The 14,516-nt window shown below is 70.3% G+C and carries 12 protein-coding genes; 5 read left to right on the forward strand and 7 right to left on the reverse strand.

Features of this window, described 5'->3' with window-relative positions:
- Positions 1 to 154: 154 nt before the first annotated feature.
- Positions 155 to 1,150 (reverse strand): TRAP transporter substrate-binding protein DctP, encoded by a 996-nt coding sequence (gene dctP / locus GGD89_RS03500; protein ID WP_184042703.1) that lies wholly within the window; start codon positions 1,148 to 1,150, stop codon positions 155 to 157.
- Between the two features lie 878 nt (positions 1,151 to 2,028).
- On the opposite strand from dctP, the gene GGD89_RS03505 reads away from it, so the two are divergent.
- The 3 genes from GGD89_RS03505 (at position 2,029) to GGD89_RS03515 (ending at position 5,908) form a co-directional block, all read left to right on the forward strand.
- Positions 2,029 to 2,709, forward strand: coding sequence for a GntR family transcriptional regulator (locus tag GGD89_RS03505; protein WP_343058527.1), 681 nt, complete (start codon positions 2,029 to 2,031; stop codon positions 2,707 to 2,709).
- 178 nt (positions 2,710 to 2,887) lie between these two features.
- Positions 2,888 to 4,381, forward strand: coding sequence for an aldehyde dehydrogenase family protein (locus tag GGD89_RS03510; RefSeq protein ID WP_184042705.1), 1,494 nt, complete (start codon positions 2,888 to 2,890; stop codon positions 4,379 to 4,381).
- 135 nt (positions 4,382 to 4,516) lie between these two features.
- Positions 4,517 to 5,908: an alpha/beta hydrolase family protein gene (locus GGD89_RS03515; RefSeq protein WP_184042706.1), complete on the forward strand. Its 1,392-nt coding sequence runs from the start codon at positions 4,517 to 4,519 to the stop codon at positions 5,906 to 5,908.
- A 46-nt stretch (positions 5,909 to 5,954) separates the two neighbouring features.
- On the opposite strand, the gene GGD89_RS03520 is transcribed toward GGD89_RS03515, so the two are convergent.
- Positions 5,955 to 6,794, reverse strand: coding sequence for a universal stress protein (locus tag GGD89_RS03520; protein ID WP_184042707.1), 840 nt, complete (start codon positions 6,792 to 6,794; stop codon positions 5,955 to 5,957).
- Between the two features lie 544 nt (positions 6,795 to 7,338).
- On the opposite strand from GGD89_RS03520, the gene GGD89_RS03525 reads away from it, so the two are divergent.
- Positions 7,339 to 8,493 carry a patatin-like phospholipase family protein gene (locus tag GGD89_RS03525; RefSeq protein WP_184042708.1) on the forward strand — a complete coding sequence of 385 codons (1,155 nt, stop codon included), beginning with the start codon at positions 7,339 to 7,341 and terminating at the stop codon, positions 8,491 to 8,493.
- Between the two features lie 16 nt (positions 8,494 to 8,509).
- On the opposite strand, the gene GGD89_RS03530 is transcribed toward GGD89_RS03525, so the two are convergent.
- Entirely contained in the window at positions 8,510 to 9,424 is a 915-nt protein-coding gene (locus GGD89_RS03530) for a sulfotransferase (protein ID WP_221238304.1), read from the reverse strand.
- 506 nt (positions 9,425 to 9,930) lie between these two features.
- Between GGD89_RS03530 and galE the strand changes: the two genes are divergently transcribed.
- Entirely contained in the window at positions 9,931 to 10,935 is a 1,005-nt protein-coding gene (galE, locus tag GGD89_RS03535; protein ID WP_184042710.1) for a UDP-glucose 4-epimerase GalE, read from the forward strand.
- 35 nt (positions 10,936 to 10,970) lie between these two features.
- Here the strand turns inward: galE and GGD89_RS03540 are convergent, their stop codons facing one another.
- The 4 genes from GGD89_RS03540 to GGD89_RS19920 form a co-directional block, all read right to left on the reverse strand.
- Positions 10,971 to 11,441: a hypothetical protein gene (locus GGD89_RS03540; protein ID WP_184042711.1), complete on the reverse strand. Its 471-nt coding sequence runs from the start codon at positions 11,439 to 11,441 to the stop codon at positions 10,971 to 10,973.
- A 199-nt stretch (positions 11,442 to 11,640) separates the two neighbouring features.
- The gene (locus tag GGD89_RS03545) at positions 11,641 to 12,141 is read right to left on the reverse strand and encodes a hydrogenase maturation protease (protein WP_184042712.1); all 501 of its coding nucleotides are present in this window, start codon (positions 12,139 to 12,141) and stop codon (positions 11,641 to 11,643) included.
- A gap of 11 nt (positions 12,142 to 12,152) precedes the next feature.
- Positions 12,153 to 13,262: an S-methyl-5-thioribose-1-phosphate isomerase gene (mtnA, locus tag GGD89_RS03550; RefSeq protein ID WP_184042713.1), complete on the reverse strand. Its 1,110-nt coding sequence runs from the start codon at positions 13,260 to 13,262 to the stop codon at positions 12,153 to 12,155.
- A gap of 60 nt (positions 13,263 to 13,322) precedes the next feature.
- Positions 13,323 to 14,099 (reverse strand): 4'-phosphopantetheinyl transferase family protein, encoded by a 777-nt coding sequence (locus tag GGD89_RS19920; protein ID WP_184042714.1) that lies wholly within the window; start codon positions 14,097 to 14,099, stop codon positions 13,323 to 13,325.
- Positions 14,100 to 14,516 lie beyond the last annotated feature (417 nt).

Below are 14,516 nucleotides of genomic sequence, written 5' to 3' on the forward strand. Positions count from 1 at the left end.
GCGGCCCACGGGGGCAACCGGGACGGGCGTCCATCCTGGCCTGGAGCCGGCCACCCGGCCGCCCGTGGGACCCATCGCAAGCGATCGATCCACGGTGACCGGGATCGGTTACGCGACCAGGCGCGCGCGCCGGCGTCGGCGCGGACAGCCCGGGCTAGTCGACCGCCAGCGCCTTGTCGAGCAGCGCGCGGCCCCCGTCCACCGTGTCGGCGAAGCCGGCATAGGCGGTGGTGTCGGCGATGGCCAGCCAGGCCCGGAACTGCGCTTCGTCCATGGTGGCGATCTCGACACCGGCGTCCTCGAACGCGGCGACCATCTTGCCGTCCACCGCCTTGGCCGCCTCGTGGGCATATGCCTCGGCCTTCTCGCCGGCCGCCATGAAGGCCGCCTGCTGGTCCTCGGTCAGGCTGTCCCAGGTCCGCTGGGACATCAGGATGGGCTCGTACATGAACCACAGCGCGTAGTCGCCGGGCGGAGTCAGGCACGACACCTGCTCGTACAGCCGATAGGACAGGAAGCTCCCCGAGGAGGTGTTGGCGCCGTCCAGCACCCCGGTCTGGAGGGCGGTGTAGATCTCGGAACTGGGCATGGAGGCGATGGAGGCGCCGGCGCCCACCAGCATTTCCTCGAACGCCGGGCCGGCGGCGCGCATGGTCTGGCCGGCCACGTCCTCGGGCGCCACGATGCAATCGGTCTTGCCCGCGAACCCGCCGGCCAGCCATGTGTCGGCCAGCACCACCACGCCGGCCTCGTTGATGATGGCCTTGATGTCGTCCATGAAGGGCGAGTCGTTCAGGCGCATCGCATGGTCGTGGTTCTTCACCAGGCCCGGCATCAGCGTGGCGCTGAACTGCGGGTGCTGACCGCTGGCGTAGTCCAGCGGGAAGGCGGTGATGTCGAGAACCCCCTTGACGATGGCGTTCCATTGCTCGCGCGGCTTGAACAACTGGGCGCCGGGATAGACGCGCACGTCGATGCCGACGTCCGCCGCCGCCACTTCGCGGGCGATGATCTGCACCATCTCGTCTCGGAGATCGCCCTTGCCGCTGGGCCACTGGTGCGATGCCTTCAGGGTCCGGGCGGACGCATCGGCGGCCGTCACGCAAGCCATCATCAGGCCCAGGCCCAGGGTCATCGTCGTCCTCATCATGATGGTGCTCTCCCTCTTCGTCGGCGCGGGCCCTGGGATTGGGGTCCGCGCATCGTGATTCTTGGTGCCGGACCGGCGGCGGATGCGTGCGATACCGGTCGGCGCGCCCCGGCACCGCCATGCGGTGCCGGATCCATAGGACTCCGGGGACTCCGGAGGCCGCTACCCCCGGTGCCGCGTCGCGGCGCCAACGTCCATGGCGCGAACGCCCGACGGGTGTCCGGGGCAGCGTATGACCATGATTCCGATGAGTCCGGATCACGGCCGGTTGGTATGACTCATTCGCCGGGCCGCGCCGGCTTGTTTCGACCAGGTTCCCCGACGCCCCCTCGACTCTTGCCACAGGAACGGGACGGGGTCCAATGCCATGAACGCATCCGGGTTCCGGTCCCGTCGAGCCATCAACAGGCGATTGAGCGACTTATTGTTGATAGAGTCTAGGAAGAAAAATCTTAACGATTGAAGGGTCGAAGTGACCGTGAAAAGCAACCAACGCGTCCTGGCTCGGCGACGATACCGCCTTGCCAAGGCGCGCGTCGGGAATGGAAATGATGCGGACGGGTTAGGAACAATTTTTGATGTATATCCGTTGGCCGCGAGCGCGTCGGTAGCCTGGGATCTCCCACCGACTGCTCGCGGTGCCGCGATTGCCCTGATCGGGTCACCCGGGGCGCTTGAACATTTCCGAGAAATATTGGAGTCTTGATAATCGTCGCGTGATAATGTGCCGTTGAATCGACTCTCGCGTGTCGGGTCCTGTCGCGGATGGATGCCCCGAACAGTGTGGCTTGGGTGTGTCAGGACACCATCATGGCCACGACCGGGTCCATCGGCCGGATGGAAGACTCGTCGTTATGAACACCAGGAGGCTTGTGGCTGTGCACCCCACCCGTCAGAAGCGCCCGACCCGCGCCGAGGTGTTGCGCAAGGGTTTGGAGGAAGACATTTTCAGCGGACGCCTGAAACCCGGCGACCGTCTTGACGAGGTGTCCCTCGCCGAGCGCTTCAGCGTCTCGCGGACCCCTGTGCGCGAGGCCCTGCACCAGCTGTCCGCCTCGGGCCTGGTGGAGGTGCGCCCGCGTCAGGGCGCGGTGGTGGCGCAGATCACGCTGCGTCGCCTGATCGAGATCTTCGACGTCATGGCCGAGTTGGAGGGCATGTGCGCCCGGCTGGCCGCGCGCCGCATGACCACCGAGGAACGCACGGCCCTGCACACCGCGCATGCGGCCTGCGCCGACGCGGTCGCCGCCGGACACGACGTGGATGCCTACTACGAGGCCAACTGGCGCTTCCATGACCTGATCTATGTCGGATCCCACAACACCGTCCTGGAGGAGACCACCGCCGGTCTGCGTCTGCGCGCCACGCCGTATCGTCGCCACCAGCTCAATCGTCCCGGGCGGCTGGCGGACTCCCTGCGCGAGCACGAGACCGTGCTCCAGGCGATTCTGGATGGCGACGGCGTGCGCGCCGATAGCGCCATGCGCGACCATGTCAGCATCCAGGGCGACCTGTTCGCCGATCTGCTGTCCACCCTGCCCACCGATTTCGTGGGCTGACGGCGGGCGCGCCGCGACGCTCGTCCGGCCGGCCGGGCCCTTCCCGTCGCCGACTCCGACACGGTTGAACCATTCGGCACCGCATGGCATCACTGGCGCGCGGTGGCGCCCGTTCCGCGCGTCGCCCCCACCTTCAAAGGCGCCCGGACCGAGGCGCCCGTATCGGGAGAGACTCGTCATGCCCCTCGACACCACCCCGCAGACCGATCCGTTTGCCCTGGCCCAGGCCTTGAGCGGCGCGCACCTGATCGACGGCCAGTTCGCCGCCGCCGCCTCCGGCAAGTCCTTCGACGTGATCAATCCGGCCACCGGCGCCGTGATCGGCCAGGCCGCCGAGGGCGACACCGCCGACGTCGAGCGCGCGGTGTCCGCCGCCCGCCGCGCCCAGACCGACTGGGCGCGCATGCCGGCGCGCCAGCGCGGCAAGCTGGTGGCCGCCTGCGGCGCCCGCCTGAACGAGCATGTCGAGGAACTGGGCCGCCTGGTCGCCCTGGAAACCGGCAAGGCGTTGCGCACCGAAAGCCGGGTCGAGGCCAGTGTGCTTGCCGACATGTTCGTGTTCTTCGGGGGCCTGGGCTCGGAGTTGAAGGGCGAGTCCGTGCCCTTCAACCCCGACATGATGACCGTCACGGTGCGCGAGCCGGTGGGCGTGGTGGGCGTCATCATTCCCTGGAACGTGCCGCTGCTGCTGATGGCCATGAAGATCGCCCCGGCCCTGGTGGCCGGTAACACGGTGGTGGTCAAATCGGCCGAGGAGGCGCCGCTGACGGTGCTGCGCGTCTGCCAGATCATGAACGAGATCCTGCCCGCCGGCGTCTTCAACATGCTGTCCGGTTTCGGCCCGGAATGCGGCGCCCCCCTGGTCCATCACGCGAGCGTGGGCAAGGTCTCGTTCACCGGCTCGGTGGAGACCGGCCGCATCGTCGCCCGCGCCGCCGCCGACCGGCTGATCCCGGCCACCCTGGAACTGGGCGGCAAGAGCCCCATGATCATCATGGACGACGCCGACCTGGACCGCGCCGTGGATGGCGCCGTGGCCGGCATGCGCTTCACGCGGCAGGGACAAAGCTGCACCGCCTCGTCGCGCATCTATGTTCATGACTCGATCCATGACGTCTTCGTGGAGCGACTGCGCGCCCGCGTGGATGCCATGGTGATGGGGGATCCGCTGGACGAGGCCACCGACATCGGCACCATCATCTCGTCGCAGCAGCGCGAGAAGGTGGAGGGCTTCATCGAGGCCGGTCGCGCTTCCGGCGCCACCGCCATCCCCTGTTCGGCCCTGCCCAGCGATCCCGCCCTGGCCAAGGGCCTGTTCCTGCGCCCGGTGATCTTCACCGACATCGCCGCCGACGCGCCCCCGGCCAGGGAAGAGGTGTTCGGTCCCGTCGCCTGCGTGTTCCGCTTCAGCGACTACGACGCGGTGATCGAGGCCGCCAACGACAGCGAGTTCGGCCTGGCCGCCAGCATCTGGACCCGGGATCTGAAAACCGCGATGGACGCCACCCGGCGCCTGGAGGCCGGCTTCGTACAGGTCAACCAGAACCTGGTGGTGCAGCCCAACCTGTCCTACGGCGGCGTGAAGGCCTCGGGCCTGGGCAAGGAGGCCTCGCTGGAGTCCATGCTGGAACACTTCACCCACAAGAAGACAATCATCTTCAACATGACGTGAGACGCGGATCGTCCGGGTCGTGATCCACACGGAGGGCGCGATCCGTACTCATCGGTCTGGATCGCTCCTGCCGTCCCATCATCCTGTCGGAACGGGATCGTGGCCACGGCGAGAGTCTCACGGAAAGGAGCACGAATGGCACCCGACCGTCTCAGCGTGTCCATGATGCATCGCGTTCTTTCGGGACCCCTCAGCCGTGTGTTCATGTCGCGATGGTTCGACCGGGTCAGGATGTCGGTCGTGCCGCGCGAGTTCCGGGCCGCGCGCGCCAGTGCCGTTGCCGCCGCGCAGCCGGACGTCGATGCGTTTCTGACAGAGTTGGGTCTCGACGGCGACCGGGCCTCGCGTCTGCGGCCGCGCGCGAGGAGGGCGATGGCGGTGCTTGCCCGCCGCCACGCGGATCTGGCCGAGACCCAGCGGCGCTGGGATGACGTCTTCTGGGGTCACGCGACGGCCGACATGGCCACGCGGGTCGCGCTCGACCGGGAGCGCCGCCGGCGGTCCCAGGATGCGCGTAAGCCGGCATGGCTGTTTCGGTTCCTTGGCAACGAGCCGTCGGTCGCGGTGTGTCCGTTCGAGGTACCGCCCCCGCGCGAGACGCTGGCGGCGGTGAGTCCCTGGCTGGACGATCCCGACGGCGTCTATGCCGCCCCGGCGGCCACCCCGCCGACCGAGATCTCCGCCGAGGTGCTCGGTCCGGCCGGACCGGAGTCCCTGATCCGGTTCGCGTCGCCCTCGCCGTTCATGGACGACCGGGTCACCGCGCGCGTCTACGGGCCGGAGGGGGGCGGGGCCGGCGCGCCGACCTTCATCTACGCCAGCGGCTTCGGGATGATGTACGACCTGATCGCCTACTGGCCGGAAGAGGACTATGTCGCGCGACGGCTGGCGGCGCGCGGCATCCGGGTCATCCTGCCCGAATCCCCCTGGCACGGCCGGCGCGCGCCTCCCGGCTGTTTCAGCGGTCAGTCCTATCTGGCGCGCGCGCCGCTCAGTCTGGTGAAACTCTATGCGGCGCAGGCGTGCGAGACTGCGCACCTCGTCGCCTGGGCGCGGGCGCGGGGTTCGGCGAGAGTCGGGGTGGGCGGGTTCAGCCTCGGCGGCCTGGTCACGCAGCAGATCGCCTCGCGCTGTCGCCTCTGGCCCGAGGCGATGCGGCCCGACATGGCCTTCATCGGGGCCGGATCCACGCACATCGACCAGGTGGTGACGCGGGGTGACATTTCCAGGCTGCTCGGCCTGACCGATGCCGTCACGCGGGCCGGATGGACGGACGCGGACCTGCGGGCGTTACGGCCGGTGCTCGACCCCGGTCCCGAACCGGGCGTCGATCCGGACGCCATCCTGGCCTTCCTGGGCACGGAAGACCAGTCGACGCCCTATGGACAGGCGAAGCGGATGCTGGACGACTGGCGGGTGCCCGTCGCCAACCGCATGGTCTTCGAGGCCGGGCACATCGCCCTCTACGCCCGGATCATCCGGGATGCCGCGCCGATTGAGCGCATCGCCCGGATGCTGACGGGGTAGGCCGAGGCAGCCCGGCGGATGAGGGGGCCCTCATCCGCCGCCGGCGTCAGTGGCCCATCATCACGGGCACGGTCATGTGGTTGAGGATGTGCCAGGTCGCTCCGCCGAGCACCAGTTCCCGCAGGCGCGACCGTCCGTAGGCGCCCATGACGATCAGGTCGGCGCCCGCGTCGCTGGCTCGCGACAGCAGCATGTTGCCGGCATCCACCTCGTGGGCGACCACATGCTCGGCGATGGCATTGACACCGTGGCGCGCCAGGTGGCCGGCGATGTCGGCACCCGGGATCTCGCCGTGCCCGTGCACGCCGTTGTGGCGGGGGTTGATGACCAGCACGTGCACGGTCTTGGCCGCGCGCAGCAGCGGCAGCGCGTCGTTGACCGCGCGGGTGGCCTCGCGGCTGGCGTTCCAGGCCACCAGGACGGTGTCGCCGATGACCGGAAAGTGGCCGGCATGGGGGATGACGACGACGGGGCGTCCGGAATCCAGGATGACGTGATCGGCGGCCTCGCGCTCGTCGGCCATGTTGTCGTCGCGGCGATCGTACTGCCCGATGACCACCAGATCGCTGTAGCGGGCATGCAGCACCAGGGTCTCCAGCATCTCGCCTTCCGGGGTGCGGAACTCGGCGCTGACGCCGGTGGCGGTGACGGCCTCGTCAAACGCCGCCCGTGCCTTCGCCGCCGCCTCGTTGGCGAAGCGGCGTTGCGCCTGGGCGACCTCGGGACCCAACTGGGACATGACGAACTGGGGCACGTGGGGGGTGGTGCGGACGAACAACCCGGTCAGCCGGGCACCGTGCCGGGCCGCCAGGGCCGCCGCGGCCTCCAGCCGGGTCCCGCAGTGACGCGACGAGTCCACATGAACCAGGATATCCTTGAGGGACATGAAAACGGTTCCTTCGCAATGTGTCCGGCGGAGGCGGCCCTCGGTGTCTGTCCGGAGGTCCCCGCAGGCACGCGACGGACGACGTGTCGCTCGGGGACGGAAACGCGGCGCGGTGCGGTTTCCCGGAGGGTCCGGACGGGCTCTCCGGGGGGCCAGGAGCCTCGGCAGGGCGAGAGGGTGCCCAAGCCACGGCCCCTCCGCAAGTCTAGACCCGGTGGGGAGGCGGCGGAACCGCGTTGCCGGCGATCCTGGGATCCGGAAAGAGCACGCGTCGCGGGCGCCCGGGGGGAGGGGCCGCCGGCCGTGTCCGGGGGACCGCGAAAAGCCGGATACCCGATGTCGACAGGGGCCGGTTGCGCGCCGTCGGGGGATGGGCGACCATGTGGCCCGTCTCGTTGGAGTCCCCGCCATGGTCCCCCCGATCACCACGCCCGGTCCGACGCGCGGGCCGGTCCGACGGTCCTTTTGTCGTCGCGTCCTTCTGGGGATGGCCCTTGCCGGGGTGATCGCGGGGTGTTCGACCCTGACGCCGATCCGCAGTCCCGTGCCCGACGCCGCCTTGGAGCGCGCCACCGTGGGCGGTGTCACCGAGGTGCGTCAGTGGGGCGACGAGGTGCCCCCGAACGCCGACGCGCTGGTGACCCGCATGCGGGAGCGGCTGTTGCGGCGCTACGAGGAGCAGGGGCGCCCCGAGGAGGGCCTGTCCACCGCCGTCCTGGCGCTCTCCGGCGGGGCCTGGGACGGCGCCTACAGCGCCGGCGTGCTCAATGGCTGGACCGCCTGCGGCACGCGTCCCACCTTCTCCGTCGTCACCGGCATCAGCACCGGGGCCCTGGTCGCGCCGTTCGCGTTCCTGGGGCCGGCCTGGGACGACCAGTTGCGCGAGGCGTTCACCGCTCCGGAGGTTGGGGAGATCCTGGCTCTGGCGCCGCTGCGGGCGCTGTTCGGCGCCTTGTCGCTGGGCGAGTCCCCGCCGATCGAGCGCCTGGTGCGGCGCTTCGCCTCCCAGGAGATGCTGGATGCCATCGGCGCCGCGCACCGCGACGGGCGCCGGCTGCTGATCGGCACCACCAACCTGGACGCCGAACGCCCGGTGGTCTGGGACATCGGTGCCCTGGCCAATAGCCGCCTTCCCAATCGCCTGATCCTGTTCCGCAAGATCATGCTGGCCTCGTCGGCGGTGCCGGGGGCCTTTCCGCCGGTGTTCTTCGACGTGACGGTGGATGGCCGGACCTATCAGGAACTGCATGTGGATGGCGGCGTCCTGACCTCCATCTTCGGGATTCCCGTGCAACTGGACATCTCGCGCGTGCGGACCATGCCGTTCCCGCACACCCTGTCCCTCTACATGCTGCAGAACAACAAGCTGGGGCCGGACCGCCGGGTGGTGGACCTGCGCCTGGGGAGTATCCTGGCGAAGACGGCGAGCGCCCTGATTCGGTCGCAGACCCGGGGTGACCTCTATCGCCTGTGGGTCTCGGCGCAGAAGCACGGATTCGCCTTCCGCCTGGGCTACGTTCCGGCCGACTTCGACGCCGGCGTGGCGGCCGGCTTCAACCCCGTCTACATGGGACGGCTGTACACCCTGGGCTATGCGCAGGCCCGGGCGGGCTATCCGTGGCGGACCGCGCCGCCGGGCCTGGAGAACGATGGGGAAGCGCCGGTGAGCCGCATGCCTTGCCGCGACGAGGGGTCATGAGCCCGCGCCGCCGGCGTCACGAGTCGTCCCGGTCCGGCCGGGGCGGGGATCCGCCGGGCGTTTCCGGATCGTTGGCGGCCACGGCGCGGCGGAACCAGGCCAGCAGGCCCGGCCGCGTCGCCGTCCGCCCGGCGCCTTTCGCGCCGCGCCGGGGAGTGGCCGGCAACAGGCCGTTCTGGCGATGCCAGACCGACAGATCGCGTCCCAGATAGTCCTCGAACGCCCGGATGCGGGGCGTGAAATGCGCCACCAGATGGGCGTGCAGCGACGGCCGGATGGAGTCCCCGGGACCGTGGGTCGACGCATCGGCCAGGGTTTCGTCGGGCATGTCGTCGAACGGGCGCGGATCGATGCCGATATGCCGGGCGCAGCGTTTCAGGACACCGCGCGGGTCGGCCAGGACGTCGTCGAACAGCTCCACATGAATGTGGTCGCGCGGGTACACGCCGGTCCAGCGCCTCAGACAGTGTTCATAGTCGCTCTGTACACTCGACGCCCGGGAGTGGAAGTGGTCGATGAACCAGGCATCGGAGGCGTCCTCCAGCGTCATCTCGGCGCGCGCCAGCGCGATTCGGGCCGATGACCAGGCGCGGCGCACCGGATTGCGGATCAGGTAGACGATCCTGATGTCCGGGAGGGTCTCGTGCATTGCGTGGATCACCGCCGGCTCCAGGCCGGCGTAGGTCGCGGTGATCTCGCCGGCGGGGCGCCCATCGGTGTTGGCCGCGAAGTGGCCGCGATACCAGTCCAGACCCCGGTGCCGATGCCGGTCCCAGAAGTGCAGGTCCTTGGGACCGTCGGAGGGACCGTCGGAGGGGCCGTCGGGGGGACCTTCGGGCATGTACAGGCCCGGGTGACGGCGCAGGTTGGCGTCCAGCCACGGTGTGCCGCAGGTCTGAGCGCCGATACCGAGGAACGTCAACATGGCCATGGGCTCCCGATCCAGACGTCGAGGGAGCACCCGCCAGGAAGGACGGCCCCCCAGGCCACCGTCCCCGCGCGGGGCGGGGACTCCAAGGGACGACTCATGATGCCCGGTGACGACGTGCATGGGTGAGCGTCCCTGATACCGAGACCCCCGGCCGCTGGCAAGTCCGCCTCTGACCGGGTTGGAGACACCGCGATCGCCGCCGCCTGCCCGAGACGCCCTTTCTTTGAGGTCGTGCCAACGGCCATCGACCATGACCGATGACGTCCGTGGCCGGCCCGCTCCCCCATCGCTGGTATCGCATCATTTTCATTGTCAATGCGAGTTCTGTGGTCGCCTTGGGGCCCGCAAGGGGGTACCTTGGCGGGTGCCACGGTCTTGATAACCCTGAAGGTGGGTGCCGTGCGTGGCGCCGTCCGGGCGCGGGCCGGTCACACGGATGGTCCGGGACCGGGTGGTGGCGCGTGACGGGCGTCGCCGGGGCCGGACCGGCGGGACAGGACCATGCGATGACCAAACCGACCATCCTGGTCACCGGCGGGGCCGGTTTCATCGGCAGCCAGGTGTGCAAGACGCTGGCGGCGGCGGGCTTCCTGCCGGTGGCCTACGACAATCTGAGCAACGGCTATGCCTGGGCGGTGCGCTGGGGACCGCTGGAGCGGGGCGACCTGCGCGATGGCGCGGGCCTCCGCGACGTGTTGCGCCGTCACCGGCCGGCGGCGGTGATGCACTTCGCCGCGCTGATCGAGGTGGGCGAGTCGGTGCGTGATCCGGCCCGCTTCTACGACACCAACGTGGCGGGATCGCTGAGCCTCCTGGAGGCCATGCGGGCCGAGGGGGTGGATGATCTGATCTTTTCCAGCACGGCGGCGGTCTATGGCATGCCGGCGCACACGCCGGTGGTCGAGACCCTGCCGCTGCGGCCCATCAATCCCTATGGCGTCACCAAAATGGTGATCGAATCCATGCTGGCCGACTACGCCGCCGCCTATGGTCTGCGATTCGGGACGCTGCGCTACTTCAACGCCGCCGGCGGTGATCCCGAGGCGGACATCGGCGAGGCGCACGACCCCGAGAGCCACCTGATTCCCCTGGTGCTGGACGTGGCGCTGGGCGTGCGGCCGGAGATCGCCATCTTCGGGGATGACTACCCCACGCCCGACGGTACCTGCGTGCGGGATTACATCCACGTCTGCGATCTGGCCCGGGCGCACTTGCTGGCGTTGCGGCGGTTGCTGGACGGCGGGGAGTCGCTGACCGTCAACCTGGGCAACGGGGCCGGCCATTCGGTGCGCGAGGTGATCGAGACGGCCCGCCGGGTCACCGGCCATCCGGTGCCGGCGCGTCTGGCGCCGCCCCGGCCGGGCGATCCGCCGGTGCTGGTGGCGGACTGTGCCCGCGCGGTCGCCGACCTGGGATGGCGGCAGGAGCGGGCGGCGCTGGACGTCATCGTCGCCGACGCCTGGAGATGGCGCCAGCGCTGGCGGGCATCGCCTCCGGTGGACGCGCGCTGAAGGGGGCCGCCGACGCCCCGGCCCAGTGCGCGCCGTCAGTCCACCTCGTCGCGGGCCACTTCGGGCCCCCAGTCCTCGACCAGCTGCTGTTGCTGGGCCTTCAGCTTGGCGATGCGGTGGTCGGAGGTCATCTGCACGAAGGCGCCGATGATCTGCGGCGTGGTCAGGAACACCACCCATCCCACCGCCGCCGCCCCGAGAATGAGCATCATCGTGAACACGTCGGTCATGATGGCGATGGCCCGTTCCAGGGTATGGCCCTCGAACCACAACTCGAACAGGGCGGGGGCCAGCCCGGCGAAGTTCAGGCCCCCCACGCACAACCAACCGGTTCGGCTGGCCGAGCGGTCCACCACCAGGGCGACCCCCGTGGGCAGCATGGCCACGGTGACCAGCAGGACGGTCGGAAGGAACAGAAACAGCCCCGTCGCGAACATCAGCAGGGCGCCGACCTTGGCTGCCATGCCCATGCTTGCCGCGTCGCTCTTGGAGGACCCTGAGACCATGCGCGCCGTTTCCCTGCCCTTCTGGTCCGGTCCTCTCTGGACGGTTCGAAATCGGAGGCTCGGTGAGCCCAACCAAGAATATCCCGGAACGGGGATGGGTGAAACCGCTCTTTCGGCCGGGGACGATCGTCGTGGATCCGATCCGGGGTCGGATCCCCGGTCGTGCGGCGGCGGGCGATCCGGGCTCCGACGGTCTCCGTCATGGTCCCATCATGGTCCCATCACGGATCGTGGGGCAGGGGAGCATGCGGCAAGCGGACTCAACCAGGGCGGGCAGGGCGTCCCGCACCGCCGGAGACAGCGGCGCGCCCAGGCGCCAGGTCTCTCCTTGCAGACCGAGCAGGGTCAGGGAGGCGGGCAGGCGCCCCAGGACACGCGCCAGCGCCACCGCCTCGCCCACCCCGAAGGCATGGGACGAACTGCGGAACAGGCCCGCCCGCGGCGGACCATCATCGGCGGTGACGCGGACCAGCGTTCCCGGTGGGCGGCCGGCCTCCAGCGCGTCCAGCACCAGCACCCGGGAGCGTCCCTCCCACAGGGCCATCAGGCCCAGTCCCTCGCCATGGTGGGGACGGCACTCGACCGCGTCGCCGGGCACCGCCGCCGCCAGCCGTTCCAGCGCCGCCAGCCCCAGCGCGTCGTCGCCCCGGTGCGGCTGGCCGACGCCGATCACCAGCGGCCGGTCGCCGGCGCGCGGCATGGGCGCCCCCTCTACTCGGCCGCCGCCGTGGCGCGCTCCGGGAACAGGCCGGCGAGGCCCTCGGCGCTGGCCGGGCAGACGCCGCGCTCGGTGATCAGGCCGGTGACCAGGCGTGCCGGGGTGACGTCGAAGGCCGGGTTGGCCGCCGGGCTGCCCTCCGGGGTGACCGTGATCCAGGCGGTGTCACCCGAGTCCAGGCGCCCCCACAGGCGGCAGACCTCGCCCGCGCCACGATCCTCGATCGGGATCTCGGCGACGCCATCGGCGACGGTCCAGTCGATGGTCGGGCTCGGCAGGGCCACATAGAAGGGCACGCCGTTGTCCCGGGCCGCCAGGGCCTTGAGGTAGGTGCCGATCTTGTTGCAGACGTCGCCCGTGGCCGTGGTGCGATCGGTGCCGACGATACAGGCGTCCACCAGGCCGTGCTGCATCATGTGGCCGCCGGCGTTGTCCACGATCACCGTGTGCGGCACGCCGTGCTGATTCAGTTCCCAGGCGGTGAGGCTGGCGCCCTGGTTGCGCGGCCGGGTTTCGTCCACCCAGACGTGAATGGGCAGGCCGGCGTCATGGGCCTTGTAGATGGGGGCCAGCGCCGTTCCCCAATCCACCGTGGCCAGCCAGCCGGCATTGCAATGGGTGAGGACGTTGAAACGATCCGGGCGGCCCTTGCGGTCCCACAGGTCGCGGAAGACGGAGAGGCCATGGTCGCCGATGGCCTCGTTCAGGCGTACGTCCTCGTCACAGAGGGCGACGGCCCGGGCGCGGGCGGCGACGGCGCGCTCGTCCGCCGGCAGCGGCGCCAGCAGGGCCCGCATCTCGTCCAGCGCCCAGCGCAGGTTCACGGCCGTCGGGCGGGTCGCGTACAGGCGGTCATAGGCGATGGTCAGGCCGGCGTCGGAGGCGTCGGCGCGCATGGCCAGCGCCAGTCCATGGGCGGCGGTGGCCCCGATCAGCGGCGCGCCGCGCACCAGCATGGCCTTGATGGCGTGGCAGGCGTCGTCCAGGTCGGTCAGGTGGGCGACCTCGAACACATGGGGCAGGCGGGTCTGGTCGATGATCTCCACCGTCGCGCCGTCCTCGGCCAGCCAGATGGTGCGCGTGGGGGTGCCGTTGACGTTCATGGGCGTGTCCTCCGTCGGGGCTCCGGAGCGTCTCGTCCGGGTTTGTGGGCGGGAGTCGGATCACGACTGACCGGGCTTGGCAACCCTTTCCCGGCCCCCGCAGAGCATCCGGTCGAACGCCGTGGCGTCCAGGTGCCGCCAGGCCAGGGCCGGCACCCCGGGCGCCGCGCCCACCATGGCCACCGCCAGCACATGCGCGGGCGTGGGCCGCAGCAGACGCAGGCCGATCGCCGGTTCCACGTGGGGCCAGGGGGGGTGAAGGCGGACGGCCGGCGGCGCGTCGAGGATCTCGAGTCCTGCCAGGGGGCGCGACAGGCCCAGGCCCAGGGCCTTGGCGACGGCCTCCTTGGCGACCCACAGGCGAAGGAAGGCGCGCGCGCGGGAGGCGCCGGGGCCGGGCAGGGTGGCGCGCTCGGCCGGGGTCAGGACCTCGATCATCAGCGACTCCTCCGGTGCCTGCCGGTCCAGGGCTTCGGCGTCCACGCCCACCGGCGCGTCGCCGCTTGCCACCGCCGCCACCAACCCGCCGGTGTGTGTCAGGTTGACGTCCGGCGGGGCGGCCAGGGGCGCCGCCACCCGGGGCTTGCCCAGCGGGGGCTCGCGGGTGAACCGCCAGGCGTGCGGGGGGATGCCGGTCAGGGAGGACAGCAGCGCCCGTCGCAAGGCATGGGCGGCGATGGCCTCGCTGCGGTGCGCCGACCGAAGCAGACGGTCGGCGGCGCGACACTCCTCGGCGTCCAGCGGTACCCGCCACCGCGTCTCCTGCTCCCTCGTCATGGCCGTCGTGTCCAGGCTCCAGAGGCAGGGGCCGCCGGCCGGCTCCGAAAACGCTTGCATCCGTCGTCGGTCTTTCCTATAAACATTGGCCCCGGCCGGTTCGGCCGTGTCATCCATGGACAGCAATGGGTCGCCGCGCCTGTCTCGGGCGGGAGCGGTCTTTTGTTTCCAAGGGGTCGGCGTTTTCGGCGTCGATCGCGTGGGTGGCCATGGTGATCCGCACCGGGGTCGGTTTCACGCTCCCGCCGGAGCGCGCGTGTCCCCTGGGATGCCGTGTCTTCCGGGCTCGGTCAATGGCCTGGGCTTTTTTGTGGGAAGAGGTCCTTCGGGGCATGCCTTCCGGTCGCTTCGGCGGCGTCACGAAAAAGTCTGAAAAAAGCGCTTGACCGGTTGATGTTGTGTGCGTAGAAACCGGTCTCCCGACGCGGCGGGGCGGCCTTGAGGGGCGGCGCCGCGGGGTTGGGGGCCTAAAAAAAG

The sequence above is a fragment of the Roseospira visakhapatnamensis genome, from assembly GCF_014197915.1.
GTDB lineage: Bacteria > Pseudomonadota > Alphaproteobacteria > Rhodospirillales > Rhodospirillaceae > Rhodospira > Rhodospira visakhapatnamensis.

Bases quoted from the DNA above. Each gene is read 5' to 3' on its own strand.
- dctP (WP_184042703.1), bottom strand. From the start codon at position 1,150: ATGATGAGGACGACGATGACCCTGGGCCTGGGCCTGATGATGGCTTGC.
- GGD89_RS03510 (WP_184042705.1), top strand. From the start codon at position 2,888: ATGCCCCTCGACACCACCCCGCAGACCGATCCGTTTGCCCTGGCCCAG.
- GGD89_RS03515 (WP_184042706.1), top strand. From the start codon at position 4,517: ATGGCACCCGACCGTCTCAGCGTGTCCATGATGCATCGCGTTCTTTCG.
- GGD89_RS03520 (WP_184042707.1), bottom strand. From the start codon at position 6,794: ATGTCCCTCAAGGATATCCTGGTTCATGTGGACTCGTCGCGTCACTGC.
- GGD89_RS03530 (WP_221238304.1), bottom strand. From the start codon at position 9,424: ATGGCCATGTTGACGTTCCTCGGTATCGGCGCTCAGACCTGCGGCACA.
- galE (WP_184042710.1), top strand. From the start codon at position 9,931: ATGACCAAACCGACCATCCTGGTCACCGGCGGGGCCGGTTTCATCGGC.
- GGD89_RS03540 (WP_184042711.1), bottom strand. From the start codon at position 11,441: ATGGTCTCAGGGTCCTCCAAGAGCGACGCGGCAAGCATGGGCATGGCA.
- GGD89_RS03545 (WP_184042712.1), bottom strand. From the start codon at position 12,141: ATGCCGCGCGCCGGCGACCGGCCGCTGGTGATCGGCGTCGGCCAGCCG.
- mtnA (WP_184042713.1), bottom strand. From the start codon at position 13,262: ATGAACGTCAACGGCACCCCCACGCGCACCATCTGGCTGGCCGAGGAC.
- GGD89_RS19920 (WP_184042714.1), bottom strand. From the start codon at position 14,099: ATGCAAGCGTTTTCGGAGCCGGCCGGCGGCCCCTGCCTCTGGAGCCTG.